At 60.8% G+C, this 22340-nt stretch carries 25 protein-coding genes and 2 pseudogenes; 13 read left to right on the plus strand and 14 right to left on the minus strand.

Annotated elements, in window-relative coordinates:
* The first annotated feature begins 2 nt into the window (after window positions 1-2).
* From folE to LUU92_RS24230, 4 genes and pseudogenes are all read left to right on the plus strand, one after another.
* A complete protein-coding gene (gene folE, locus LUU92_RS24215; RefSeq protein WP_024077360.1) occupies window positions 3-563 on the plus strand; it encodes a GTP cyclohydrolase I FolE in 561 nt (186 codons plus the stop codon).
* 2 nt (window positions 564-565) lie between these two features.
* Complete coding sequence (gene folX, locus LUU92_RS24220) at window positions 566-937, plus strand: dihydroneopterin triphosphate 2'-epimerase (protein WP_003194073.1); 372 nt, start codon at window positions 566-568, stop codon at window positions 935-937.
* 23 nt (window positions 938-960) lie between these two features.
* Window positions 961-1248, plus strand: a pseudogene (locus LUU92_RS24225) (DUF1244 domain-containing protein); the annotation flags it as partial.
* On the plus strand, window positions 1249-1590 hold the full coding sequence (locus tag LUU92_RS24230; protein ID WP_071489183.1) for a HopJ type III effector protein: 342 nt from the start codon (window positions 1249-1251) through the stop codon (window positions 1588-1590).
* A gap of 63 nt (window positions 1591-1653) precedes the next feature.
* On the opposite strand, the gene trxB is transcribed toward LUU92_RS24230, so the two are convergent.
* A complete protein-coding gene (trxB, locus tag LUU92_RS24235; protein WP_257102751.1) occupies window positions 1654-2616 on the minus strand; it encodes a thioredoxin-disulfide reductase in 963 nt (320 codons plus the stop codon).
* A 283-nt stretch (window positions 2617-2899) separates the two neighbouring features.
* Between trxB and cysZ the strand changes: the two genes are divergently transcribed.
* The 3 genes from cysZ to LUU92_RS24250 all read left to right on the plus strand — a co-directional run bounded on the left by cysZ (window position 2900) and on the right by LUU92_RS24250 (window position 5186).
* Entirely contained in the window at window positions 2900-3667 is a 768-nt protein-coding gene (gene cysZ / locus LUU92_RS24240; protein ID WP_257102752.1) for a sulfate transporter CysZ, read from the plus strand.
* Window positions 3668-3721: 54 nt separating this feature from the next.
* A complete protein-coding gene (locus tag LUU92_RS24245; protein WP_071489180.1) occupies window positions 3722-4900 on the plus strand; it encodes a glycosyltransferase family 4 protein in 1179 nt (392 codons plus the stop codon).
* A gap of 106 nt (window positions 4901-5006) precedes the next feature.
* Window positions 5007-5186: a hypothetical protein gene (locus tag LUU92_RS24250; RefSeq protein WP_071489179.1), complete on the plus strand. Its 180-nt coding sequence runs from the start codon at window positions 5007-5009 to the stop codon at window positions 5184-5186.
* 48 nt (window positions 5187-5234) lie between these two features.
* Here the strand turns inward: LUU92_RS24250 and LUU92_RS24255 are convergent, their stop codons facing one another.
* The 7 genes from LUU92_RS24255 to rplU form a co-directional block, all read right to left on the minus strand.
* Window positions 5235-6338, minus strand: coding sequence for an NADH:flavin oxidoreductase (locus LUU92_RS24255; RefSeq protein WP_257102753.1), 1104 nt, complete (start codon window positions 6336-6338; stop codon window positions 5235-5237).
* Between the two features lie 164 nt (window positions 6339-6502).
* Window positions 6503-6985, minus strand: a complete 483-nt coding sequence (locus LUU92_RS24260) for a glutathione peroxidase (protein WP_071489177.1) — start codon at window positions 6983-6985, stop codon at window positions 6503-6505.
* Window positions 6986-7086: 101 nt separating this feature from the next.
* Window positions 7087-7551 (minus strand): CreA family protein, encoded by a 465-nt coding sequence (locus LUU92_RS24265; protein WP_015885841.1) that lies wholly within the window; start codon window positions 7549-7551, stop codon window positions 7087-7089.
* Between the two features lie 15 nt (window positions 7552-7566).
* Window positions 7567-8685, minus strand: coding sequence for a glutamate 5-kinase (gene proB, locus LUU92_RS24270; protein WP_003176047.1), 1119 nt, complete (start codon window positions 8683-8685; stop codon window positions 7567-7569).
* A 111-nt stretch (window positions 8686-8796) separates the two neighbouring features.
* Window positions 8797-10020 (minus strand): Obg family GTPase CgtA, encoded by a 1224-nt coding sequence (gene cgtA / locus LUU92_RS24275; protein ID WP_010206489.1) that lies wholly within the window; start codon window positions 10018-10020, stop codon window positions 8797-8799.
* Window positions 10021-10213: 193 nt separating this feature from the next.
* Window positions 10214-10471: a 50S ribosomal protein L27 gene (gene rpmA, locus LUU92_RS24280; protein ID WP_003176049.1), complete on the minus strand. Its 258-nt coding sequence runs from the start codon at window positions 10469-10471 to the stop codon at window positions 10214-10216.
* Window positions 10472-10505: 34 nt separating this feature from the next.
* Window positions 10506-10820, minus strand: a complete 315-nt coding sequence (gene rplU / locus LUU92_RS24285; RefSeq protein ID WP_007950961.1) for a 50S ribosomal protein L21 — start codon at window positions 10818-10820, stop codon at window positions 10506-10508.
* A gap of 239 nt (window positions 10821-11059) precedes the next feature.
* On the opposite strand from rplU, the gene LUU92_RS24290 reads away from it, so the two are divergent.
* From LUU92_RS24290 to LUU92_RS24300, 3 genes are all read left to right on the plus strand, one after another.
* On the plus strand, window positions 11060-12028 hold the full coding sequence (locus LUU92_RS24290) for a polyprenyl synthetase family protein (RefSeq protein WP_058425717.1): 969 nt from the start codon (window positions 11060-11062) through the stop codon (window positions 12026-12028).
* A gap of 114 nt (window positions 12029-12142) precedes the next feature.
* Window positions 12143-12484, plus strand: a complete 342-nt coding sequence (locus LUU92_RS24295; RefSeq protein ID WP_071489176.1) for a zinc ribbon domain-containing protein YjdM — start codon at window positions 12143-12145, stop codon at window positions 12482-12484.
* Between the two features lie 162 nt (window positions 12485-12646).
* Window positions 12647-12904, plus strand: a complete 258-nt coding sequence (locus tag LUU92_RS24300; RefSeq protein WP_056858344.1) for a PA4570 family protein — start codon at window positions 12647-12649, stop codon at window positions 12902-12904.
* A gap of 60 nt (window positions 12905-12964) precedes the next feature.
* Here the strand turns inward: LUU92_RS24300 and bamJ are convergent, their stop codons facing one another.
* On the minus strand, window positions 12965-13582 hold the full coding sequence (gene bamJ / locus LUU92_RS24305) for an FKBP-type peptidyl-prolyl cis-trans isomerase (RefSeq protein ID WP_003176055.1): 618 nt from the start codon (window positions 13580-13582) through the stop codon (window positions 12965-12967).
* A gap of 400 nt (window positions 13583-13982) precedes the next feature.
* On the opposite strand from bamJ, the pseudogene LUU92_RS29325 reads away from it, so the two are divergent.
* Window positions 13983-14912 (plus strand): annotated as a pseudogene (locus LUU92_RS29325) (methyl-accepting chemotaxis protein); the annotation flags it as partial.
* Window positions 14904-15767 (plus strand): methyl-accepting chemotaxis protein, encoded by an 864-nt coding sequence (locus tag LUU92_RS29330; RefSeq protein WP_370636473.1) that lies wholly within the window; start codon window positions 14904-14906, stop codon window positions 15765-15767. The pseudogene LUU92_RS29325 and the gene LUU92_RS29330, both read left to right, overlap by 9 nt.
* Window positions 15768-16093: 326 nt before the next feature.
* Here the strand turns inward: LUU92_RS29330 and LUU92_RS24315 are convergent, their stop codons facing one another.
* From LUU92_RS24315 to LUU92_RS24330, 4 genes are read right to left on the minus strand one after another with little or no spacing between them, the layout of a single operon-like run.
* Window positions 16094-16462: a glyoxalase superfamily protein gene (locus LUU92_RS24315; RefSeq protein ID WP_257102754.1), complete on the minus strand. Its 369-nt coding sequence runs from the start codon at window positions 16460-16462 to the stop codon at window positions 16094-16096.
* 29 nt (window positions 16463-16491) lie between these two features.
* Entirely contained in the window at window positions 16492-17955 is a 1464-nt protein-coding gene (locus LUU92_RS24320) for an N-acyl-D-amino-acid deacylase family protein (RefSeq protein ID WP_257102755.1), read from the minus strand.
* Window position 17956: 1 nt separating this feature from the next.
* A complete protein-coding gene (locus LUU92_RS24325) occupies window positions 17957-18817 on the minus strand; it encodes a MurR/RpiR family transcriptional regulator (protein ID WP_071489172.1) in 861 nt (286 codons plus the stop codon).
* Window positions 18818-18829: 12 nt separating this feature from the next.
* Entirely contained in the window at window positions 18830-20179 is a 1350-nt protein-coding gene (locus LUU92_RS24330; protein ID WP_257102756.1) for a GntT/GntP/DsdX family permease, read from the minus strand.
* 247 nt (window positions 20180-20426) lie between these two features.
* On the opposite strand from LUU92_RS24330, the gene LUU92_RS24335 reads away from it, so the two are divergent.
* A complete protein-coding gene (locus LUU92_RS24335) occupies window positions 20427-20807 on the plus strand; it encodes a lysozyme inhibitor LprI family protein (RefSeq protein WP_257102757.1) in 381 nt (126 codons plus the stop codon).
* Between the two features lie 4 nt (window positions 20808-20811).
* Here the strand turns inward: LUU92_RS24335 and LUU92_RS24340 are convergent, their stop codons facing one another.
* Complete coding sequence (locus LUU92_RS24340; protein WP_071489169.1) at window positions 20812-22257, minus strand: SulP family inorganic anion transporter; 1446 nt, start codon at window positions 22255-22257, stop codon at window positions 20812-20814.
* Between the last annotated feature and the right edge of the window lie 83 nt (window positions 22258-22340).

Raw genomic sequence — 22340 nt, forward strand, 5'->3', positions numbered from 1 at the left:
GTATGACCTTATCCCTGCCCCACCATTACCGCGAGATCCTCAAGGGCTTGGGCGAAGACCCCGAGCGCGAAGGCCTGCTCGATACCCCCAAGCGTGCCGCCAAGGCCATGCAATACCTGTGTCATGGCTACGAGCAGAACCTGGAAGAAATCGTCAACGGCGCGCTGTTTGCCTCTGACAATGACGAGATGGTGATCCTCAAGGACATCGAGTTGTACTCGCTGTGCGAGCACCACCTGCTGCCCTTTATCGGCAAGGCCCACGTCGCCTATATCCCGACCGGCAAGGTGCTGGGCCTGTCGAAGCTGGCGCGCATCGTCGACATGTTCGCCCGCCGCCTGCAGATCCAGGAAAACCTCACACGGCAAATCGCCGACGCCATCCAGGAAGTGACCCAGGCCGCCGGCGTGGCCGTGGTCATCGAAGCCAAGCACATGTGCATGATGATGCGCGGTGTGGAAAAACAGAATTCAACCATGAACACCTCGGTGATGCTCGGCGCGTTCCGCGAGTCGAACACCACGCGCATGGAGTTCCTGCAACTGATCGGACGGAGCAAGTAGCAATGCCACAACTTCAACCAGGCATGGCGCGCATCCGGGTCAAGGACCTGTGCCTGCGCACCTTCATCGGCATCAACGAGGACGAAATCCTCAACAAGCAGGATGTGCTGATCAACCTGACCATCCTGTACGCCGCCCAGGAAGCCGTGCGCGACAACGACATCGACCACGCGCTGAACTACCGCACCATCACCAAGGCGATCATCGCCCATGTCGAAGGCAATCGTTTTGCCCTGCTGGAGCGTCTGACCCAGGAGTTGCTGGACCTGGTGATGAGCAATGAGTCGGTGCTGTACGCCGAAGTGGAAGTGGACAAGCCCCATGCGTTGCGTTTTGCCGAGTCGGTTTCGATTACCCTGGCGGCCAGCCGCTAACCCCTGAGATTTGCGTGAACCTTATGAACGACCAACAACGCCTCGAACTCGAAGCCGCCGCCTTCCGCCGGCTGGTGGCGCATCTGGACAGCCGCAAGGATGTGCAGAACATCGACCTGATGAACCTCGCCGGTTTCTGCCGCAATTGCTTGTCGAAGTGGTACAAGGCCGAGGCCGACACGCGCCAGATCGAGCTGAGCCTGGATGACGCCCGTGAAGTGGTCTACGGCATGCCGTACGCCGAGTGGAAAACCCAATACCAGAAAGAAGCCAGCGCCGATCAACAGGCGGCGTTCGCCCAAGGAAAACCCATGAATGATTTGAATACCCTGCGCGCCAGCCTCAACAGCGGCGAACACGTTTTTGCCGATACCCTGGCGTTTGTCGCTGCCGGTTATGAGTACCAGCCACAGGCGTTCACCAATGGCGCGGTAGAGAATGCCGCCGGGCAGAACGAAGGGTCGTGCAAGACGCTGGGCCTGGCAGTGCTGGAAGGGCTGAGCGAGCAGGAAGCGCTGCTGGCGTTTGGTGAGCATTACCGTTCGGTAGTGGCGACGCCTGAGGGCAGTGACCACGGCAATATCCGTGCATTGATCGCAAACGGCTTGGCCGGTGTGAAGTTCACCGCCCAACCTCTGACTCGAAAATCCTGAGCCAGACCTGAAACAAAATGTGGGAGGGGCTTGCCCCCTCCCACAGTTGTTTTGCGGCGTTGGTTAGAACGAAGCGTTCTGCAGGCCGTCGAGGTAACGCTCGGCATCCAGTGCCGCCATGCAACCGGCGCCGGCCGAGGTGATGGCCTGGCGGTAGACGTGGTCGGCCACGTCACCGGCGGCGAAGATACCTTCAATGTTGGTCGCGGTGGCATTGCCTTCACGGCCGCCCTGCACCACCAGGTAGCCGTCTTTGGCTTCCAGCTTACCTTCGAACAGCGAGGTGTTCGGGGTGTGGCCGATGGCGATGAACACGCCGTCGACTTTCAGCTCGTCGAAGCTGCCATCGTTGTTCTTCAGGCGGGCACCGGTCACGCCCATGTTGTCGCCCAGGACTTCGTCCAGGGTGGCGTTGAGCTTGAGGATGATCTTGCCTTCGGCGACACGGGCATGCAGCTTGTCGATCAGGATCTTCTCGGCGCGGAAGGTCTCGCGGCGGTGGACCAGGGTCACGGTGCTGGCGATGTTGGCCAGGTACAGCGCCTCTTCCACGGCGGTGTTGCCACCACCGACCACGGCGACCGGTTTGTTGCGGTAGAAGAAACCGTCGCAGGTCGCGCAGGCGGAAACGCCCTTGCCCATGAACGCTTCTTCCGACGGCAGGCCCAGGTAACGAGCGCTGGCGCCAGTAGCGATGATCAGTGCGTCACAGGTGTATACGCCGCTGTCGCCGTTCAGGCTGTAAGGCTTCTTGGAAAAGTCGACCTTGTTGATGTGATCAAACACGATCTCGGTTTCAAAGCGTTCGGCGTGTTCTTTCATGCGCTCCATCAGCACCGGGCCGGTCAGGCCGTGGACGTCGCCCGGCCAGTTGTCGACTTCGGTGGTGGTGGTCAATTGACCGCCCGCCTGCATGCCGGTGATCAGCAGCGGCTTGAGGTTGGCCCGGGCAGCGTAGACAGCGGCGCTGTAACCGGCAGGGCCGGAACCGAGAATAATCACTCGCGAATGACGGGTATCAGACATGACTCACTCCTGTCGACCGCCCGGACTACAAGGCGGCTGGAATAAAAAAGGGACCACGAAGCACTTGGGGAAGGCTTGAACTCGCAGGCCCTGAAAAATAATGGGTGCAGCGTATCGACGGGGGCAAGATTAAGGAAATACGGAATAACAATCCAGCTCATAGACGGTCACTATGTAGTTGGCCCGACTGATCGACAGGTTTGTTACGGCTGATGTCGCGGCTTTCGCCTGCGATGTAAAGCCGGTAAGGTCGGCGCGTTCGCCCTTTTGCTCGGAGTTCTCCATGCCCGCCCCTGCTCTTTCCGGCCCGCAATACCTGCGCGAAGGCCTCAAACTGGTGTTGAGCCCAGGCCTGCGCCTGTTTGTGCTGCTGCCACTGGCGATCAACCTGGTGCTGTTCGTCAGCTTGATCTATTTTGCCGGTCATCAGTTCAGCCTGTGGGTCGACCACCTGATGCCGACGCTGCCGAGCTGGCTGGGCTTCCTGAACTACCTGCTCTGGCCATTGTTCGTGGTGCTGGTGGTGTTGATGGTGTTTTTCACCTTCACCATGCTCGCCAACATCATCGCCGCCCCCTTCAACGGCTTTCTCTCGGAGAAGGTGGAAGTGGTGGTGCGCGGCACCGATGACTTCCCAGCCTTCAGTTGGGGCGAGCTGATCGCGATGGTACCGCGCACCCTCGCCCGGGAGATGCGCAAGCTGGGCTACTTCCTGCCACGGGCCATCGGCCTGTTTATCCTGTCGTTTATTCCGGTGGTCAATCTGGTCGCCGCACCGCTGTGGTTGCTGTTTGGCGTGTGGATGATGGCGATCCAGTACATCGACTACCCGGCCGACAACCACAAGCTGGGCTGGAACGAAATGCTCGCCTGGCTGCGCCAGAAGCGCTGGCAGAGCATGAGCTTCGGCGGCATCGTTTACCTGGTGTTGCTGGTGCCGGTGGTCAACCTGCTGATGATGCCGGCGGCAGTAGCCGGGGCGACGCTGTTCTGGGTACGCGAACAAGGGGCCGAGGCGATGGCGGCGCAGCAAAAAGTGACCCAGTCATAAATCCATCATCTCGATGACACAATGACGACATGGCCCACAGAGACACTGTGGGTCATGACGACAGCTTCGCTTCACATCACCCTCATCACCGAAACCTTCCCGCCAGAGATCAACGGGGTGGCCAATACCCTTGGTCGCCTGTGCGAGGGTTTGCGGGCGCGTGGCCATCAAGTCGAACTGGTGCGACCGCGCCAGGGCGTCGACCAGAGCCGTCCCAGCGACGACGCGTTATTGCTATGCCGTGGCTGGCCGCTGCCGGGATATCCTGGCCTGCAGTGGGGGCAGTCGTCGATGCACAAGTTGCTGCGGCGCTGGACCCGTCAGCGTCCGGACGTGCTCTACATCGCCACGGAAGGGCCCCTGGGCTTGTCTGCCCTGCGTGCGGCCCGGCGCCTGGGGATCAGTGTGGTCAGCGGCTTTCACACCAACTTCCAGCAGTACTCGAACCAGTACGGCTTGAGCATGCTGAGCCGGATGGTCACGCACTATCTGCGCTGGTTCCACAACCGTTCGACGCTGACCCTGGTACCCAGCGCCAGCCAGCGCCTGGAGCTGGAGCGCCGGCATTTCGAGCGTCTGGGGATGTTGTCGCGCGGAGTGGACAGCCAACTGTTCCATCCCGCCAAACGCGACAATGCGCTGCGGGAAAGTTGGGCGTTGAACAGTGAGCAAACCGCCGTGCTCTATGTGGGCAGACTGGCGCAGGAGAAAAACCTGGGGTTGCTCAAGCGCTGCTTCGAGACCTTGCAGGACACCTATCCACTGCGCCAGATGAAACTCATCATCGTGGGTGATGGCCCGCAGCGGGCGACGCTGGAGAAGGAATTGCCGGAGGCGATTTTCTGCGGCACCTTGCGCGGAGAGGAACTGGCGCGGCATTACGCATCGGGCGATGTGTTCCTCTTCCCCAGCCTCACCGAAACCTTCGGCAACGTGGTGTTGGAAGCCATGGCATCAGGATTGGGGGTGGTGGCTTATGACCAGGCCGCTGCAAGCCAGCATATCCGCCACGGCTACAACGGCGTGCTGGCGATGCCCGGAGACGAGAACGCGTTTTGCGAGGCCGCCAATTGGCTGCTGGAGGACGCTGAAAGCCTGCGCCGCATGCGTCTGAATGCGCGCCAGCATGCGAGCCGCCAGGGCTGGCCGGCGATTATCGAGCAGTTTGAGCATCAGCTACGCGGTGCATGTGATGAAAGTCTTGCGCTTCCTACACAGCCTTATGTGCGATGAATCAATATGTCTTTCCTGATATTTAAATCAGGAACTGCTTAATGCTGCATACCAATTATTGATACCTGCTATCTGAGCAGGGCTTTCAATAATGGAGGTAAGGTACATGTCAGCTTACGGAATGGGTGTACGTAATGGCGTCAACATGCCAAACGCCGAATGGGCGCGCCAGCAACAATGGATGGATAAATCTCGGGCAGAACCTCCTGTCTACGGCCAACCGGGGCATAAAGACCTGAACAAAACCGATCACACAAAAGAACTGTACAAGGGGCCGCAGTACTAACGCCCGACGGCATAAAGCTCCCTGTGTAATCACAGGGAGCCCAGCCACTCACACCAGCGTCATCAACGCCTCACGACTGAACGGCAGGATGTCGCCCTCGCGACCTTCGCGCACCTTCAACGCCCAATCCGGGTCCACCAACAGGGCACGGCCCACGGCGACCAGGTCAAACTCGTCGTTGTTCAAGCGCTCCAGCAGCTTCTCCAGGCTGGCCGGTTGCGCGACTTTGTCGGTGTTGACCATGAACTGAAGGAACTCACCATCCAGGCCCACGCTGCCCACGGTGATGGTCGGCTTGCCGGTGAGCTGGCGGGTCCAGCCGGCCAGGTTGAGGTCGGACCCTTCGAATTCCGGCTCCCAGAAACGCCGAGTGGAGCAGTGGAAAATGTCTACGCCCGCATCAGACAACGGCTTGAGAAACTCGCCCAGCGCCTCGGGAGTTTGCACCAGAAGCGCGGTGTAGTCCTGCTGCTTCCATTGGGAGAAACGGAAGATGATCGGAAATTCCGGGCCGACGGCAGCACGGGTAGCCTGGATCAGCTCGATGGCAAAGCGCGAGCGGTTGGCCAGGCTGCCACCGTATTCGTCGGTGCGCTGGTTGCTGCCTTCCCAGAAGAACTGATCGACCAGATAGCCGTGGGCACCGTGGATCTCAACGCCGTCCATGCCGATGCTCTGGGCATCCTTGGCGGCTTGGGCGAAGGCGTTGATCACGTCCTTGATGTCTTGCTGGGTCATGCCATGCACGACCACGTTGCCATCCTTGAGCTTCTCCATCGGGCCGTAGGCCGGTACGCTGGCGTCAGGTTCAGTGCCGATACGGCGCACGCTGCCTACATGCCACAGTTGCGGGACGATCTTGCCGCCTTCGGCGTGTACCGCGTCGACCACTTTCTTCCAACCGGCCAGGGCGGCTTCACCGTAGAAGTGCGGCACATTGGGGTAACCGTTGGAGGCCTGGTGGCCGACCACGGTGCCTTCGGTGATGATCAGCCCCACACCGGCAGCGGCGCGGCGGCGGTAGTACTCAATCACTTTGGAGTTGGGCACGCCACCCGGCGAGAACGAGCGGGTCATCGGCGCCATGACGACGCGGGTCGACAGTTGCAATGCGCCGAGCTGGAACGGTTTGAACAAGGCTTGGACAGGCATGGGGGCACTCCACGGAAGACGGGATTTATGATGTGGATAATATGGGGAGTGCAAGGTGCTGGGTAGCACTATTGATCTGGGTGATTAAGGGGTAAAAGTGATGGCCGGTCGGGGCTGCTTCGCAGCCCAGCGCGGGACAAGCCCGCTCATTACAACTGCAGCGCTTAGCTGAGGGCTTTTTCGATGGCCTGGACAATTGTCGGGTCATCCGGTGCAGTGCGTGGGGAGAAGCGCGCGAGCACTCGCCCATCCTTGCCCAGCAGGAATTTTTCGAAGTTCCAGGTGATATCCCCAGGAAACTCAGCGCCCTCGCCCGCCAGCAGGCGGTACAACTGGTGACGGTCAGGACCGTTGACCTCAAGTTTGCTGCCCAACGGGAAGGTCACCCCGTAGTTCAGGCTGCAGAACTCCTGGATCTCTTCTTCTGTCCCTGGCTCCTGGCCAGCAAATTGATTGCACGGCAGGCCAAGCACGGTAAACCCTTGGTCCTTGTATTGCTGGTAGAGGTTTTCCAGTGCCGCATATTGCGGGGTCAAGCCACATTTGGAGGCCACGTTGACCACCAGCACCACTTGCCCCTTGAAGGGCGCCAGCGGCAGCTCTTGTCCGTCCAAAGCTTTGAGTTTCAGGTCGTGGAAAGCACTCATGACGAACTCCAGATATCCCATGTTCTTCACATTGCGGCGCTTTGAGATTACAGCCCGCAAGCCTGCAATCATAGACGCCGATTGCAAAACTCGCCTGCAGGTTACTGAGCGGTCGGCCAGGGCAAAATCGGAATCGCCGTCACGGCGTTCTGCGGGCTGCCTTCGATCAGGCGGTCGCTGTAGACCAGGTACACCAGAGTGTTGCGCTTCTTGTCGAGGAAGCGCACCACCTGCATGGTCTTGAACACCAGGGAAGTGCGCTCCTTGAACACTTCGTCGCCGTCCTTGAGCTCGCCCTTGAAGCGGATCGGCCCCACCTGGCGGCAGGCGATCGAGGCTTCGGCGCGGTCTTCGGCCAGGCCCAGGCCGCCTTTCACGCCGCCGGTCTTGGCACGGGACAGGTAGCAAGTCACACCGTCGACCTTGGGGTCGTCAAAGGCTTCGACGACGATCCGGTCGTTGGGCCCGACAAACTTGAACACCGTCGACACTTGGCCGATTTCCTCGGCCGAGGCCAGCAACGGCATGGCCAGCAGCAGGCCGAGCAATCCCTTCATGACACGCATGGTGTATTCCTTTGGTTAGACCAGGATCAGGTTATCGCGGTGAACCAGTTCCGGTTCGGCCATGTAACCCAAGAGTCCGACAATCGCATCGGAGGATTGTCCAATAATTTTCTGGGCTTCCAGCGCGCTGTAGTTGGCCAGGCCCCGGGCGATCTCGCGACCGTCCGGCGCCACGCACACCACCATCTCGCCACGGCGGAAGCTGCCCTGCACCAACTTGACGCCCACCGGCAGCAGGCTCTTGTTGCCTTGGGACAGCGCCGAAACGGCGCCATCGTCCAGCACCAGGGTGCCACGGGTTTGCAGATGACCGGCCAGCCACTGTTTGCGCGCCGCGAGCATGCCGCGTTCCGGCGACAGCAGCGTCCCGATGCGCTCACCGGCCTTGAGGCGATCCAGCACACGTTCGATGCGCCCACCGACGATGATGGTGTGCGCACCGGAACGTGCCGCCAGGCGTGCAGCCCGCAGCTTGGTCTGCATGCCGCCGCGTCCCAGGGCGCCGCCAACGCTGCCGGCCACGGCGTCCAGCGCCGGGTCATCGGCACGGGCTTCGTAGATCAACTGGGCGTCAGGGTTGTTACGCGGGTCGGCGTCGAACATGCCGTCGCGGTCGGTGAGGATCACCAACAGGTCGGCTTCCACCAGGTTGGCCACCAGGGCGGCCAGGGTGTCGTTGTCGCCGAAGCGGATTTCGTCGGTGACCACCGTGTCGTTCTCGTTGATCACCGGGATGACCTTGAGCTCCACCAGCGCGCGCAGGGTGCTGCGGGCATTGAGGTAGCGCTTGCGGTCGGACAGGTCGTCGTGGGTCAGCAGGATCTGCGCCGTATGGCGACCGTGCTCGGCAAAGCTGGATTCCCAGGCTTGCACCAGGCCCATCTGGCCGATGGCGGCGGCGGCTTGCAGTTCGTGCATCGCGCTGGGTCGCGCGGTCCAGCCGAGGCGGCTCATCCCGGCGGCAACCGCCCCGGACGACACCAGCACCAACTCTACGCCGGCCTCATGCAAGGCCACCATCTGCTCGACCCAGACGCTCATGGCCGCGCGATCCAGCCCCTTGCCATCCGCCGTCAGCAACGCACTGCCGATCTTTACGACCCAGCGCTGCGCACCTGTCACTTTGCTCCGCATCATCTTCAACCTTAGATTGAGGGCTGCGCGACCCAGCGCGGCCCATAACGTTAAACCCGGATACTAAAACGCCGCTCTATAAGGAGCGGCGTTCAAGTTTATCGCAACGACTCAGTCGCGCACGTAAATGATTTCAGGACCGTCTTCATCATCCACGTCTTCTTCGTCCCAATCGTCGTCGCCGATGTCATGGACCGACTTCACGCCGCTGCGGCGCAGGGCGCGCTGGTCGTCCAGAGCCTGCAGTTGAGCACGTGCCTCGTCTTCGATGCGCTGGTCGAGTTCGGCCAGCTCTGCCTTGAATACCGGGTCGGCCGCCAGGCGGTCGGCACGGTCTTCGAGATAGCGCATGATGTCGCGAGTCAGGCGCTCGGTGCCTTCTTTGGCAATGGCCGAGATCACGTAGACCGGGCCTTCCCACTCCAGGCGATCGACGATTTCCTTGACGCGCTCTTCGTGCTCTTCTTCGAGGATCTGGTCGCACTTGTTCAGCACCAGCCAACGATCACGCTCGGCCAGGGACGGGCTGAACTTGGTCAGTTCGCTGACGATCACTTCGGCGGCGTCCGGTGCACTGGTGTCATCCAGCGGCGCCATGTCCACGAGGTGCAACAGCAAACGGGTACGCGACAAGTGCTTGAGGAAGCGGATGCCCAGGCCTGCGCCATCGGAGGCACCTTCGATCAGACCGGGAATGTCGGCGATCACGAAGCTTTTCCAACGGTCGACGCTGACCACGCCCAGGTTCGGCACCAGAGTGGTGAACGGGTAGTCGGCGACTTTCGGCTTGGCGGCCGAGACCGAACGGATGAAGGTACTTTTACCGGCGTTCGGCAGGCCCAGCAGGCCCACGTCGGCGAGCACCTTCATTTCCAGCTTGAGGTCACGCTGCTCGCCCGGCTTGCCTGGCGTGGTCTGGCGCGGTGCACGGTTGGTACTGGACTTGAATCGGGTGTTACCCAGACCGTGCCAGCCGCCCTGCACTACCATCAGCTTCTGGCCAGCCTTGGTCAGGTCGCCAATCACTTCCTGGGTCGCAGAGTCGATGATCGTGGTGCCGACCGGTACGCGCAGTACCAGGTCTTCGCCTTTTTTACCGGTGCAGTCGGTGCTGCCGCCGTTGGAGCCACGCTCGGCATCGAAGTGCCGGGTGTAACGGTAGTCGACCAGGGTGTTGAGGTTTTCGTCGGCCATCATGTAGATGGAACCGCCGTCACCGCCGTCACCGCCGTTGGGGCCACCATTTTCGATGAATTTTTCGCGACGGAAACTCATGCAACCGTTACCGCCGTCGCCTGCTTTTACTCGGATGGAAACTTCATCAACGAACTTCATAACAAAACGCCTCTCGCCGCTTGGACGAGCTTAAGAAACCAAGACATAAGACTCTTGCAAAAATGAGCGCAGCGACCTCAACCAGCGACCGCAAAACCAGCGCTTGAGCCCATTACAAACAGCTTTGCAAGAGACTCACCCCACAAACGAAAAAGCCCCGTCGCAAGACAGGGCTTTTCCAGCGATCTCGCAATTAAGCTGCGACAACGCTCACGTAACGGCGGTTGAACGCGCCTTTTACTTCAAACTTGATCACGCCTTCGATTTTCGCGAAGAGGGTGTGATCTTTACCCATGCCTACACCGTAACCGGCGTGGAATTGGGTGCCGCGCTGACGCACGATGATGTTGCCCGGAATGATTTTCTGGCCGCCATACATCTTAACGCCAAGGCGTTTGGCTTCTGAGTCGCGACCGTTACGGGTACTACCACCAGCTTTTTTGTGTGCCATGAGTCAATTCTCCTAGTGAGGAATTAGGCTGAAATTAAGCCTGAATACCGGTGATTTTGATCTCGGTGTACCACTGGCGGTGGCCCATACGCTTCATGTGGTGCTTACGACGACGGAACTTGATGATGCGGACTTTATCGTGACGACCTTGGGAGATCACTTCAGCCACAACGGTAGCGCCAGCAACAACTGGAGCGCCGATGTTCACGTCATCGCCATTGGCGACCAACAGAACGCGATCAAAAGTAACGGATTCGCCGGTAGCGACTTCCAGTTTTTCGATCTTCAGGTATTCACCTGGGGCGACTTTGTATTGCTTGCCACCAGTAACAATTACTGCGTACGACATGGTATTTCTCCGATAATCCTGCTCACCCAGCGCTTTATAAGAAGAGGTATTGGCTGGCATGGCTGCATGGGATGGACGTCCCGAATGCAATTGCGTAAGGCAGGTGCTGCCCAGGAAGTTCAGGGTGCGCGATTGTACGCAAGGTAAAGGGGTGTTGCAAGTGGCCGTCCATCGCGCCTTGACACCCGGGGGCCTGGGTCCTAGCATGCCGCGCAACCCTTCTGGAGCGACTGTCGCTGATGCAACCCCAAGCTTTCTACCGCGCGGTCGCGGACGATTTTAGCGCCGTCGACGGCATCATCAAGAAGCAGCTGACTTCTAAAGTGCCGCTGGTCTCCAAAATTGGCGACTATATTACGTCGGCGGGCGGTAAGCGCCTGCGTCCTTTATTAGTGTTGCTGTGCGGCAAGGCCCTGGGCCGTGAAGGCGATGACCTGCGCCTGCTGGCAGCCACCATCGAGTTCCTGCACACCGCCACCCTGCTGCATGACGACGTGGTCGACATGTCCGGCATGCGCCGTGGCCGTGAGACCGCCAATGCCATGTGGGGCAACGCCCCCAGCGTATTGGTGGGCGACTTCCTGTACTCGCGCTCGTTCGAAATGATGGTTGAACTCGGCTCGATGCCGGTGATGAAGATTCTTTCACAGGCCACGCGCATCATCGCCGAAGGCGAAGTATTGCAACTGTCGAAGGTCCGCGACGCCAGCACCACCGAAGAAACCTACATGGAAGTGATTCGCGGCAAGACCGCGATGCTCTTCGAAGCCTCCACCCACAGCGCCGCAGCCTTGTGCAACGCCACCGCCGAACAGGCCGAAGCGCTGCGCACCTTTGGCGATCACCTGGGCGTGGCGTTCCAATTGGTGGACGACCTGCTCGACTACCGTGGCGACGCCGAAACCCTGGGCAAGAACGTCGGTGATGACCTGGCCGAGGGCAAGCCGACCCTGCCACTGATCTACACCATGCGCGAAGGCACGCCGGAACAGGCCGCCCTGGTGCGCAAGGCGATCCAGAAAGGCGGGATCGAAGATCTGGAAGCCATCCGCGCCGCTGTCGAAGCATCGGGTTCCCTGGACTACACCGCGCAGCTGGCGCGTGATTTCGTGGCCCGAGCCATCCAGTGCCTGGAAGCCCTGCCAGCCAGCGAATACCGGGATGCCCTGGTTGAACTGAGTGAGTTTGCGGTCGCCCGTACCCATTGACGCGGGCCCATGTGGGAGGCGCTCCTCCCACATTTAGATTTCATACAACCTGTAAGACCACAAATCCCTATATAATGTGCGACTTTTAGCCATCCTGACTTTCAAGGAGCTTTAGTGAGCACGTTGCCACCCTGCCCGAAATGCAATTCCGAATACACCTACGAAGATGGCGCCCAGCTGATCTGCCCGGAATGCGCCCATGAGTGGTCCGCCACTGGCGAGGCCGAAGCGACCGGCGATGAAACCGTGAAGAAAGATTCTGTAGGCAACGTCCTGCAGGACGGCGACACCATCACCGTGATCAAGGACCTCAAGGTCAAGGGCACCTCCCTGGTAGTCAAGGTCGGTACCAAGGTCAAGAACATCCGCCTGTGTGACGGCGACCACGATATCGACTGCAAGATCGACGGCATCGGCCCGATGAAGCTCAAGTCCGAGTTCGTGCGTAAAGTCTGAACCCGCTGCATCCATCCCGCGCCCGCCGCGGGATGGCGTTTCGCCCTCTGCGTTGACCTCTCGCAATATCCACACAGAAAAACCCGGAAATCGCCAATAGGCACTTGCTATTCTACGAATAAGAATTATTCTCATTGAAACCCCATCAAGGAGATGCGACCCATGACTTATTTGATAGATGCCTGGCTGGACCGCCCACACCCTTACCTGCGGATCCTGCATCGGGAAACCGGTGAAGTCTGTGCGGTACTGGAAGAAGAAGCGTTGAGTGAACTGCAGGATCAGGGCGACCTGGACGTCAATGGCCTGAGTTCCAGTGAACCTGGGGTGTTGAAGGAGGTGGTGCGCAATCTGTTTCTGTTCTGCTATGCCCGAGCGTTGCGCCCGGCCACGGAGCTCAATGGCAAGTTCCATCCATGAGCACAACCGCAAAACACTGTGGGGACGAGCAGGCTCGCTCCCACAGGTAATCAGCAGGCCTTACAGAACGTCGAGCAGCTCGACGTCGAACACCAGAACGCTGTGCGGCGGGATGCTGCCAACGCCTTGAGCGCCGTAAGCCAGTTCGCTCGGCACGTACAGACGCCATTTGCTGCCGGCATTCATCAGTTGCAGGGCTTCGGTCCAGCCGGCGATCACGCCGCCCACCGGGAATTCTGCAGGCTGGCCGCGCTCGTAGGAACTGTCGAACACAGTGCCGTCGATCAGGGTGCCGTGGTAGTGAGTACGCACTTGGTCTTCACGGGTCGGCTTGGCGCCATCACCGGCGGTCAGCACTTCGAATTGCAGACCGGAAGCCAGGGTGGTGATGCCATCACGCTTGGCGTTTTCAGCCAGGAACGCCAGGCCGGCACCCGCCGCAGCTTCAGCCTTGGCAGCGGCTTCGGCCTGCATGATTTCGCGGATCACCTTGAAGCTGGCAGCCATTTGCTCCTGGTCAACACGGCTTGGCTTGCCGGCGAAAGCGTCGGTCAGGCCGGCCAGGATTGCATCCAGGCTTACGCCCGGTGGCGGGTTGTCGCGCAGTTGGTCGCCCAACTGACGGCCGATACCGTAGCTGACGCGGGTTTCGTCGGTGGACAGATTAACTTCGGACATGAAGAGGCTCCGCTGTAGGGCGACACAGTTTCCTGCGCCATCCAAAACTAAAAGGGCCCGCAGACTAGCATAAAACCGGCATGCACGATGAACCCCGCGCCTCATGCCTGCGGGCTTCGTTGGTCGGTCAGGCGGGGGTTACCCATTGATGCATGAATAAAAAGTTTCAGATTCCAACTCGTCCGCCGATACAGCCCTACACATCTTGGCTGGCTCAAACAACAACACCGCCCAGCAGACAGACATCACTTTTGCGGAGCATTCGATGAACAGCTGGTTCGGTAACATCAGCGTCAACCTCAAACTCGGCCTGGGCTTCGGCCTGGTGCTGGTCCTCACTTCGATCCTGGCCCTCACCGGCTGGACCAGCCTGGGCGGCCTGATCGACCGCAGCAACTGGATGAGCGACATCACCCAGCTCAACGCGTCCCTGACCAAGCTGCGCATCGTGCGCCTGCAATACATGCTCGCCAACGGCGACGAGGCCGTGGCCCAGACCGTACAGACCAACCTGGATGCCTTTGCTGCCCAGCAACAGAAACTGCTCGACAGCTTCAAGAGCCCGGAAAACCTCAAGCTGCTCAACGAGCAGAAAGCGATCATCACCGCTTACCAACAGTCGCTGACCAAAATGCGCGAGGCCTACCGTAACGGCAATGCCTCTCGCCAGGTGATGGGCGACAAAGCCGACATCGCCAACGCCCAGATCAATGCGCTGGAGAGCAGCGTCAAGCAAATGCCTGACAGTGCGGAGCACCTGGCCCAGTTCCAGGCCGTGGCCGACGCCAAGCTGCAATTCCAATTGGCGCGTTACGAAGTGCGCGGTTACACCGGCAACGTCAACCCGGACACCGAAGCCCGTGCCGCCGCACAGATTGAAAAAACCATCGCCGGCTTGAAAGACCTCAGCGCCGCTTTCGGTAGCAGCCAACAGAACGCACTGACCTCGCTGGAAACCGCTCTGGGCGCCTACCGCACTGCCGTGCAGAACTACAAGGCGGCCAATGCCAACATCGTCACCGCCCGGGCCGAAATGACCACCCAAGGCGCCGATATCGTGACCATCAGCGACAAGCTGTACGACATTCAGCTGAACCGCCGCGACGCCGAAAGCGCCCAGGCCCGCAGCCTGCAATTGATCAGCACCTTGCTGGCCCTGCTGGTCGGCGTGATTGCCGCGCTGGTTATCACCCGCCAGATCACTCGCCCGATCCAGGAAACCCTGGCCGTGGTGGAACGTATCGCTTCCGGCGACCTGAGCCACAATATCCAGGTTACCCGTCGCGATGAGCTGGGCGTGCTGCAACAAGGCATCCAGCGCATGGGCACCACCCTGCGCGAATTGATCAGCGGCATCCGCGACGGCGTGACCCAGATCGCCAGCGCCGCCGAAGAGCTGTCGGCCGTGACCGAGCAGACCAGCGCTGGCGTGAACAGCCAGAAAATCGAGACCGACCAGGTTGCCACGGCGATGCACGAAATGACCGCCACCGTGCAGGAAGTCGCGCGTAACGCCGAACAAGCCTCCCTCGCCGCTGCCGACGCCGATGGTCAAGCCCGTGCCGGCGACAAGGTGGTCGCCGAGGCCATCGCCCAGATCGAACGCCTGGCCGCCGAAGTCGCGCGCTCCACCGACGCCATGACCCATCTGCAACAAGAGAGCAACAAAATCGGCAGTGTGATGGACGTGATCAAGGCCGTGGCCGAACAGACCAACCTGCTGGCCCTCAACGCGGCGATCGAAGCGGCGCGTGCCGGTGAAGCCGGGCGTGGGTTTGCCGTGGTGGCCGATGAAGTGCGCGGCCTGGCCCAGCGCACGCAAAAATCCACCGAGGAAATCGAAGGCCTGGTCGCCGGCTTGCAGAACGGCACCCAGCAAGTGGCCAACGTGATGAACAACAGCCGCAGCCTCACCGACAGCAGTGTCGAGCTGACCCGCAAGGCCGGAGTGTCGCTGGAAAACATCACCCGTACGGTGTCGAATATCCAGTCGATGAACCAGCAGATCGCCGCCGCCGCCGAGCAGCAAAGCGCCGTGGCTGAAGAGATCAGCCGTAGCATCGTGAATGTGCGTGATGTGTCGGAGCAAACCGCTACGGCGAGTGACGAGACGGCCAAGTCCAGTGTGGAACTGGCGCGGCTGGGCAGCCAGTTGCAGCAGATGGTCAGCCACTTCCGGGTTTAAGAACCGCAGTCCCTGTGGCGAGGGAGCTTGCTCCCGTTGGGGCGCGAAGCGGCCCTGATCAAGTTGATGCAGATTTGAAGTTGAGAGCGCAGTGAATGCTTGGGGCTGCTACGCAGCCCAACGGGAGCAAGCTCCCTCGCCACAGGCAAACCTAGACATACTCGGCCCTCCGTGAGTTGGGCCTTACCTCCAGCACACTTACCGGAACACGTGAGCCTTCGGACCGAGTCGGTTGCGTCCTTTGAGAGAGCAACCCCAGCCACTAACTGGTGTTGCAAAAAAAACCGCCCTACCAAGGCGGTTTTTTATTGCCCGCGATTTACCCCTCAGCCCTCGCCTTCCTCAACAAACACCAGCCGATTCCCAAACGGATCCTTGATGCTCATCTCCCGCGCCCCCCAAGGCGTTTCCTCAACCCCTGGCTTGGCATACCGGTAATCCTTGCCAACCAACTGCTGCTGATACGCGTCCACCCCTTGTGCCTGAATCCGCACCGCCGCGCCCGGCGACGCATCGCCATGGTGCTCAGTCAAATGCAACACGCATTCACCCAACGACACCTGCAAATACAACGGAAAATTCGCCTCGAAACGATGCTGCCAATCCACCTTGAACCCCAAAAAGTCGACGTAGAACTCCAACGCCTTGGCCTCGTCGAAAATCCGCAGGATGGGGGTGACTTTTCCTAAGTGCATGGCAACCGCTCCGTCTAAATAAGCGTCCACTATAGAGACGAAAACCCCCGACGCAAATCCCCATTACGCGCCAGGAACCGACCCGACCGCTGGCCATTCGCCTGCCCGTCGCGGTAGCTCAATACACCGTTGACCCACACCCCATCAATGCCTTCCGCCGCCCGCTGCGGTTGCTTGAAGTCCGCCACATCGCGCACGCGCAACGGGTCGAACAGCACCAGGTCGGCCCAGTGCCCTTCGCGGATTTCACCGCGCTCGGCCAAACCAAATCGCGCCGCCGACAAGCCGGTCATTTTGTGCACGGCGGTGTGCAACGGGAACAACCCGACATCCCGGCTGAAATGCCCCAGCACCCGTGGAAATGCGCCCCACAAACGCGGATGCGGGAACGGATCTTCCGGCAGTCCATCCGAACCGACCATCGACAGCGGATGCGCCAGGATGCGTCGCACATCCGCTTCATCCATTCCGTAATACACCGCCCCCGCCGGTTGCAGGCGACGCGCTGCGTCCATCAGCGAAACATCCCACTCAGCGGCGATATCCTGCAGGTCGCGCCCGCCCATCTCCGGGTACGGCGTCGACCAGGTGATGGTGATGCGAAACGCGTCAGTCACCTGCTTGAGATCCAGGGTCGAAGAACTCGCGGCATAGGGATAACAATCACAGCCTACCGGGTGCGTTTTCGCCGCCCGCTCCAGCGATGCCAACAGTTGCGGACTGCGCCCCCAATTCCCGGCGCCGGCACATTTGAGATGGGAAATAATCACCGGCGCCCGGGCGTGCCGGCCAATCAGAAACGCCTCATCCATCGCCTCCAGCACCGGTTCGAATTCGCTGCGCAAATGGGTGGTGTACACCGCACCGAAAGCCGTCAGTGCTTCACTGAGTTGCAGCACCTCATCGGTCTCGGCACTGAACGCGCTGGCGTAGGCCAGGCCTGTGGATAACCCCAGGGCGCCGGCTTCGAGACTTTCTTGCAACTGCACGCGCATGGCGGCGATTTCATCCGCTGAAGCGCTGCGATGCAGGTCTTGCATATGATTGCTGCGCAGTGCCGTGTGACCGATCAGTGCGGCAACGTTCACCGCCGGGTGAGCCTGTTCGACCGCCGCTCGATAGTCACTGAAACGCGGGTACACAAACGCCGAAGCGCTGCCCAGCAGGTTCATCGGATCGGGCGGATCACCGTGCAACGTCACCGGCGACGCGCTGATACCACAGTTACCGACGATCACCGTCGTTACACCCTGGCTAAGCTTGGGCAGCATCTGCGGATGGCGGATCACCACCGTGTCATCGTGGGTGTGCACGTCGATAAAACCCGGCGCCAGCACACGGCCCGCAGCTTCGACTTCATGTTCGGCCACAGCCGTCGACAAATCGCCAATCGCCTCGATACGCCCGTCACGCACCCCCACATCAGCCACATAGCCTGGGGTGTTGCTGCCATCGATGATCAATGCCTGGCGTATCAGCGTGTCGTACTTCATATCAGTCTCCAAGCGGCAGGCTGTCAGGGCCGCCGCGATAATCGTCCAGGGCCAGCTTGATCCGGCGCAGGCGTTCCTGGTTGTCGTCCGGCGAGACCAGGGCCAGCTCGGTGGCGAGCAGGTCGATGGTCAGCAGCATGCCGTAGCGGGCGGCGGTGGGCTTATAGATAAAACTGGTTTCGGCCGGCTGCAGCGGCAGCAGCACATCGGCCAATTGGGCCAAGGGCGAGTCGGCCAGGGTGATGGCGACGATGCGCGCGTCGTAATTGCGCGCCAGCTCCACCACGTCCAGCAGTTCGGGGGTGAGGCCAGTCAAGGAACACACAATCAACGCATGCTCAGGCCCCAGTGTCGCCGCCGTGACCCGCATCATCACCGGGTCATGGCAGGCCGCAATCGGATAGCCCAGGCGCACCAGGCGCACCTGCAACTCATCGCTGCACAGGCTCGACGGCCCGCCCATGCCAAACGCATGGATCATCCGCGCCTTGCCCAGCAGGCTCACCGCATCGACAAAACTCGCCTGGTTGAAACCCGACAAATGCTGACGCAACGTCGCCTCGATATCCCCCAGGATCTGCCGATGAAACGCCGACTGTTCCGGCAACCCCGCCGGGTCGAGGAAGCGACTGCCGACGCCGCTGGCCTGGGCCAGCTGGAGGCGCAAGTCACGTAAATCCCGGCACCCCACACTGCGCGCAAACCGCGACAAGGTGGCCGTGCTGACCTCGGCCCGTTGCGACAATGCTTCCAGGCTGGCCGATGCGGCAAACCCCACGTCATCGAGCATCAGCTTGGCGATACGCCCTTCGCCGGCGCTGAAGGCGTCCTGGCGGGCGCGGATCTGGTAGAGGATGTCCATGGGCTCTCCGGGTTACAAGATGCAGGACAGACCATAGGTCAGACCGAAGGCGACCAGGGAAATCAAAGTCTCCAACACGGTCCAGGTCTTGAAGGTCTGGATCACCGTCATATTGAAGTATTCCTTGATCAGCCAGAAGCCGCCGTCGTTAACATGGGAAAAGATCACCGAACCCGCACCGGTGGCCAGCACCAGTAGTTCAGGGTGTGGATAACCCAGGCCCAGGGCGACCGGCGCTACAACACCGGATGCGGTGGTCATGGCGACGGTGGCCGAGCCCGTGGCAATTCGCATCAGCGCGGCGAACAGCCAACCCATCACCAACGGCGACAGGTGAAAGGCATGGGCCAGGCCGAGAATTTCGTGGGTCACACCTGCGTCCACCAGGATGCGGTTCAACCCGCCGCCCGCGCCCACCAGCAAGGTGATGCTGGCGGTCGGCGCCAGGCATTCATTGGTGAACTTGAGGATCGACTCGCGGTTGAAGCCCTGTGCGATACCCAAGGTCCAGAAGCTCACCAATGTCGCCACCAGCAGCGCGATCACCGAGTTGCCGATAAACAGCAGGAACTGATTGAAACCGGTGCCTGGCGTGGAAATCACGTTGGCCCAGCCACCGATCATCATCAACACCACCGGCAACAGGATAGTGCCCATGGTCAGGGTAAAGCTGGGCAAGCGGGTACGCGGTTCACGCTCGATGAACTGGCGCTCCAGCGGATTTTCCGCCGGCAGGTGAATACGCGGCACGATGAATTTGGCGTAGACGGGCCCTGCGATGATTGCCGTCGGGATACCGATCAGGATGGCGTAGAGCACGGTCTGCCCCACCGACGCGTTATACGCCAGCACCGCCATCATCGCCGCCGGGTGCGGCGGCACCAGGGCATGCACCACCGACAGGCCGGCGACCATCGGCAAACCCACCATCAGGATGGACACGCCCACCCGCCGCGCCACGGTAAAGGCAATCGGCACCAGCAACACAAAACCCACCTCGAAAAACAGCGGCAGCCCGACCAGGAACGCGATGCACACCATCGCCCAATGCGCGTTACGCTCGCCAAACCGGTTGATCAGTGTGCGCGCGACCTGCTCGGCACCGCCGGACTCGGCCATCATCTTGCCGAGCATGGTGCCCAACGCCACCACCAGGGCGATATGCCCCAGGGTCTTGCCGACACCCGCCTCGTAGGAACCCATGATGGTGTCCGCCGGCATCCCGGCCATCAGCGCCAGGCCGATGGACACCAGGGTGATGACGATAAACGGGTTGAGTCGGTAACGTGCAATCAGCACGATCAAAGCAATGATGGCGATGGCAGCGTATGCCAACAGCCCGAAGCCCGGTGATGCGGCCATGCGGTACTCCTCGGAAAGGGTCACGTCGAATTGGTTGTGAAACTCATAAATCATTACCGAGGACTATTTTCAATTTTTATGAAAGTAACTTTCGTCCACAGATAAGCGCTGTCGCGTTGGGATATGCCCGACAGGGATGAATGAAAATTCGCGGGGTGTTCTTACATGAAGATCAGAGGATGCCGGAAACTCGAACGCTGCCGTTGAGTCATAGAATGCGCAACCCTTCATGACCAGGAAACCGACCATGATTCGCACATCCCTCGCCGCCGGCGCCCTGCTCCTCGCCCTCAGCGGCACCGCTTCTGCCGCCGGCAATCCAGCGCTGAAGAAGTGTATGGACAGCGCCAACACGACCGCCGACATGGTCACGTGCAATACCAAGGAAGCCAAGGTGCAGGACACCCGCCTGAACCGCGCCTACAAGACCGCGCTCGCCGCCCAGGAGGGCCCGCGCAAGCAGCAACTGCAAGACGTGCAACGCCTGTGGATAAAGTACCGTGACGCCAATTGCGCCTTCGCCGGTTCCGCTACCGGCGGCACTATCGACCAGGTCAACGGTTCCGGCTGCATACTCGACATGACCCAGACCCGTGCCCAGGAGCTGGAAGACCTGGTCGGGCCTTGATCACTTACTCATGATGGACCCGCGCACGCTTGAGCAGCTTCTTGCAACGCTCCGACAGATGCAGCACCCGCAGGTGCTTGCCAGCCTTGCTGTAACGCTCGCGCAGGGTCATGAGCGCGGCAATCGCTGAGTAATCGACAAAGCTCAGGTGACGGCAATCCAGTGTCACCTGGGCCGGGTCGTTGGCCGGGTCGAATTGATTCAAAAACGGCGTGGTCGAGGCGAAAAACAAGGTGCCGTGCAGGCGGTAGAGCTTGCTGCCATCGGCCTCCAGATGCTCATCGGCATACAGCTCCCGCGCTTGCTGCCAGGCGAAATTCAACGCCGCAATCACGATCCCGCACAGCACGGCGGTAGCCAGATCGGTGAACACCGTGATCACCGTCACTGCAAGAATCACCAGCACGTCATTGAACGGCACCTTGTTGATCACCCGCAGCGAGGCCCAGGCAAAGGTCTGCTGGGACACCACGAACATCACGCCCACCAGCGCCGCCAGCGGAATGCGCTCGATGAACGGCGACAGGAACAGGATGAACAACAGGATCATCACCCCGGCAAACACCCCGGACAAACGCCCGCGCCCACCGGAGCTGAGGTTGATCACGGTCTGCCCGATCATCGCGCAGCCGCCCATGCCGCCGAACAGGCCGGAGACCATGTTGGCCGCGCCAAGGGCCACGCTTTCACGGTCGGGGTAGCCACGGGTCTCGGTGATTTCGTCGGTGAGGTTCAGCGTCAGCAGGGTTTCCAGCAGGCCGACCATCGCCATCAGGAACGCGTACGGCGCGATGATGCCGAGGGTGTCCAGTGTCCACGGAATCTGCGGCAGCGCGAAAGTCGGCAGGCCGCCGGCGATATGCGCCATGTCGCCGAGGGTGCGGGTAGGCAGGCCGAGCAGGTATACCGCCAGCCCAACGCCGAGGATCGCCACCAACGCAGGCGGCACGGCGCGGGTGATGCGCGGCAGCAGGTAGACGATGGCCATCGTCACCAGCACCAGGCCGGTCATCACGTACAGCGGCGTGCCGCTGAGCCAGGTTTCACCGCTTTTGAAATGCTCCAACTGCGCCAGGGCAATGATGATCGCCAGGCCGTTGACGAAGCCGAGCATCACCGGGTGCGGCACCATGCGCACCAGCTTGCCCAGGCGCAGCACGCCGAACGCGACCATGATCAGCCCGCCCAGTACCACCGTGGCCAGCAGATACTCCACACCGTGTTGCACCACCAGGGCGACGATCACCACCGCCATCGAGCCGGCCGCACCGGACACCATGCCGGGCCGGCCGCCGAACAACGCGGTGAGGGTGCAGATGATGAAAGCGCCGTAGAGCCCCATCAACGGGTTGAGGTGGGCCACCAGGGCAAAGGCGATGCATTCGGGCAGCAACGCAAAAGACGTGGTGAGGCCGGCCAGGGCATCGGCGCGCAGACGGGTGAGGTTCATGGAGTACCAGGTAATGCGGGGGATAAGGCGGGGAATGGTACGGAATTGAGGGAGATGGGGCTAGTCTCGGAGACCGAGTCGTG

It is taken from the genome of Pseudomonas extremorientalis (assembly GCF_024584605.1).
Taxonomy (GTDB): Bacteria; Pseudomonadota; Gammaproteobacteria; order Pseudomonadales; family Pseudomonadaceae; genus Aquipseudomonas; species Aquipseudomonas extremorientalis.

Bases quoted from the DNA above. Each gene is read 5' to 3' on its own strand.
- folX (WP_003194073.1), top strand. From the start codon at position 566: ATGCCACAACTTCAACCAGGCATGGCGCGCATCCGGGTCAAGGACCTG.
- rpmA (WP_003176049.1), bottom strand. From the start codon at position 10,471: ATGGCACACAAAAAAGCTGGTGGTAGTACCCGTAACGGTCGCGACTCA.
- LUU92_RS24245 (WP_071489180.1), top strand. From the start codon at position 3,722: ATGACGACAGCTTCGCTTCACATCACCCTCATCACCGAAACCTTCCCG.
- cysZ (WP_257102752.1), top strand. From the start codon at position 2,900: ATGCCCGCCCCTGCTCTTTCCGGCCCGCAATACCTGCGCGAAGGCCTC.
- trxB (WP_257102751.1), bottom strand. From the start codon at position 2,616: ATGTCTGATACCCGTCATTCGCGAGTGATTATTCTCGGTTCCGGCCCT.
- LUU92_RS29330 (WP_370636473.1), top strand. From the start codon at position 14,904: ATGGGCACCACCCTGCGCGAATTGATCAGCGGCATCCGCGACGGCGTG.
- rplU (WP_007950961.1), bottom strand. From the start codon at position 10,820: ATGTCGTACGCAGTAATTGTTACTGGTGGCAAGCAATACAAAGTCGCC.
- LUU92_RS24300 (WP_056858344.1), top strand. From the start codon at position 12,647: ATGACTTATTTGATAGATGCCTGGCTGGACCGCCCACACCCTTACCTG.
- LUU92_RS24320 (WP_257102755.1), bottom strand. From the start codon at position 17,955: ATGAAGTACGACACGCTGATACGCCAGGCATTGATCATCGATGGCAGC.
- cgtA (WP_010206489.1), bottom strand. From the start codon at position 10,020: ATGAAGTTCGTTGATGAAGTTTCCATCCGAGTAAAAGCAGGCGACGGC.
- LUU92_RS24330 (WP_257102756.1), bottom strand. From the start codon at position 20,179: ATGGCCGCATCACCGGGCTTCGGGCTGTTGGCATACGCTGCCATCGCC.
- LUU92_RS24230 (WP_071489183.1), top strand. From the start codon at position 1,249: ATGAATGATTTGAATACCCTGCGCGCCAGCCTCAACAGCGGCGAACAC.
- LUU92_RS24325 (WP_071489172.1), bottom strand. From the start codon at position 18,817: ATGGACATCCTCTACCAGATCCGCGCCCGCCAGGACGCCTTCAGCGCC.
- proB (WP_003176047.1), bottom strand. From the start codon at position 8,685: ATGCGGAGCAAAGTGACAGGTGCGCAGCGCTGGGTCGTAAAGATCGGC.
- LUU92_RS24255 (WP_257102753.1), bottom strand. From the start codon at position 6,338: ATGCCTGTCCAAGCCTTGTTCAAACCGTTCCAGCTCGGCGCATTGCAA.
- LUU92_RS24335 (WP_257102757.1), top strand. From the start codon at position 20,427: ATGATTCGCACATCCCTCGCCGCCGGCGCCCTGCTCCTCGCCCTCAGC.
- LUU92_RS24265 (WP_015885841.1), bottom strand. From the start codon at position 7,551: ATGCGTGTCATGAAGGGATTGCTCGGCCTGCTGCTGGCCATGCCGTTG.
- LUU92_RS24340 (WP_071489169.1), bottom strand. From the start codon at position 22,257: ATGAACCTCACCCGTCTGCGCGCCGATGCCCTGGCCGGCCTCACCACG.
- LUU92_RS24250 (WP_071489179.1), top strand. From the start codon at position 5,007: ATGTCAGCTTACGGAATGGGTGTACGTAATGGCGTCAACATGCCAAAC.
- LUU92_RS24260 (WP_071489177.1), bottom strand. From the start codon at position 6,985: ATGAGTGCTTTCCACGACCTGAAACTCAAAGCTTTGGACGGACAAGAG.
- LUU92_RS24315 (WP_257102754.1), bottom strand. From the start codon at position 16,462: ATGCACTTAGGAAAAGTCACCCCCATCCTGCGGATTTTCGACGAGGCC.
- LUU92_RS24290 (WP_058425717.1), top strand. From the start codon at position 11,060: ATGCAACCCCAAGCTTTCTACCGCGCGGTCGCGGACGATTTTAGCGCC.
- bamJ (WP_003176055.1), bottom strand. From the start codon at position 13,582: ATGTCCGAAGTTAATCTGTCCACCGACGAAACCCGCGTCAGCTACGGT.
- folE (WP_024077360.1), top strand. From the start codon at position 3: ATGACCTTATCCCTGCCCCACCATTACCGCGAGATCCTCAAGGGCTTG.